Source organism: Alkalihalophilus marmarensis DSM 21297, from assembly GCF_000474275.2.
Taxonomy (GTDB): domain Bacteria; phylum Bacillota; class Bacilli; order Bacillales; family Bacillaceae_D; genus Alkalihalophilus; species Alkalihalophilus marmarensis.
On sequence record NZ_ATAE01000060.1, the window covers coordinates 1 to 1,422 of the forward strand.

Sequence of the window (1,422 nt, forward strand, 5' to 3'; positions counted from 1 at the left end):
AACGAGCCCAAGATCAAACGAATAGAAACCAAATGATAGCAGCCATTAGGGTAATCGTTTCTTCTTGTTGAAGTAACGGGCAGTTTACTTTAACAAAGACCTATATGGTGATAGTCGGTAATTGGGAGGAGGAATATGATGTTACAAATTATTTAAATATTATGTAGGGTTAACCGCTCAAGCGACGACAATCCTCTATGGTTCTTATATGTTAGGTAAAGGTGCTGCTAAGACCCCTGGTATGAATAAGATCTTAGATAAAGTAGATAAAACGTTTAGTTCCTCAAAAGCCAGAACGATCGCGACAGGTGTAGGCGCGTATTCTATACAAGAGAAGATTCCGTATAGGGGTCCATCACAGGCACTCCATTACCAACTAGTGGCAAAAGAAGTGCCACTTTACCTGAGTAAAGATACTGATAATTGGAAAGACAGTAAGCCTCTTTTATTTACAGTCAAACCAGACGGATCACACAGTATTAATGAAAGGAAAGAAGGATGACTAGGGTGACTCAGTACTTAATGCTTTTATTTATAGCAGTAGGTTTTGTATTATTGACGCATTACTTTGACAAAGAGAAGATGCCAAAAAAATCAATCGTTCCCGCTTCTCTGTTAATGTTTGTACTATTAATTATTGTCAATGTAATAAAGGAACTGATTAATTAAGGTGGGGGGGAACTAAGATACACGTTAGTCGGCAATTAGATTAAAATTGGGAGATGGTAGATACTACCCCAGTCTGGGCAATTATTGACCTAAGCGGTTAATCGAAATCACGATTAATTAAGTATTAATGAGGGACGTAACGATTAAAAGAGCATGAGGTGTATCTGATGAAACTCAGCTTGAAATTTCTCTATTTTGTAGTTGCTATTTTAATAGTGATTATCCTTACTATTACTATTTATAATTACCGGTTAAATCTTGTAAGCGGTAGTGAAATAGAGAAAAACAGAATATTGCAAGAAACAATTTGGACTTTACAAGAAGAGGGCTATACAAAAGATGATATTCATTTTGTTTCCAGTGACTTCAATTATTCTAAAGGCCAATCCTATGAAGCGTATGTAGCTTTTGAAGAGGATCATCAAACTTTCTACATCTATACCTGGAATGATCCTAATAAAAAAGAGTTTGTAAAAAGAGTAGGACAAACTGGTAATGTTTTAAATGACTAACTGTTGTAGTTGGTATGATGGTCAACACTGTATTAATAAATTGGAATAGCCCCTTTGGATTTATCTAAAGGGTCGTCCTCGTTATAAAAAGACTTACATAATTTAGTAGTTATTTGTAAACTAGATTCATAGAAAACAGCGTAGTTTATGAAAATATACTCTTAAACTAAACCAGCTAATAGTTTGTCAATATTTTTCAATAAAAAAGTTAAAATACAAATGATATACTAAAAATGAGTGC

The 1,422-nt window shown here is 34.2% G+C and carries 3 protein-coding genes; all 3 read left to right on the top strand.

Going from position 1 to position 1,422, the window contains the following annotated elements:
• Nucleotides 1–208: 208 nt before the first annotated feature.
• Entirely contained in the window at nucleotides 209–502 is a 294-nt protein-coding gene (locus A33I_RS18575; protein WP_022629818.1) for a hypothetical protein, read from the top strand.
• Complete coding sequence (locus A33I_RS21145) at nucleotides 499–669, top strand: hypothetical protein (protein WP_022629819.1); 171 nt, start codon at nucleotides 499–501, stop codon at nucleotides 667–669. The genes A33I_RS18575 and A33I_RS21145 overlap by 4 nt, the downstream gene beginning before the upstream one ends.
• 167 nt (nucleotides 670–836) lie before the next feature.
• Complete coding sequence (locus A33I_RS18580; RefSeq protein WP_022629820.1) at nucleotides 837–1,181, top strand: DUF3139 domain-containing protein; 345 nt, start codon at nucleotides 837–839, stop codon at nucleotides 1,179–1,181.
• Nucleotides 1,182–1,422 lie beyond the last annotated feature (241 nt).

Bases quoted from the DNA above. Each gene is read 5' to 3' on its own strand.
- A33I_RS18580 (WP_022629820.1), top strand. From the start codon at position 837: ATGAAACTCAGCTTGAAATTTCTCTATTTTGTAGTTGCTATTTTAATA.
- A33I_RS21145 (WP_022629819.1), top strand. From the start codon at position 499: ATGACTAGGGTGACTCAGTACTTAATGCTTTTATTTATAGCAGTAGGT.
- A33I_RS18575 (WP_022629818.1), top strand. From the start codon at position 209: ATGTTAGGTAAAGGTGCTGCTAAGACCCCTGGTATGAATAAGATCTTA.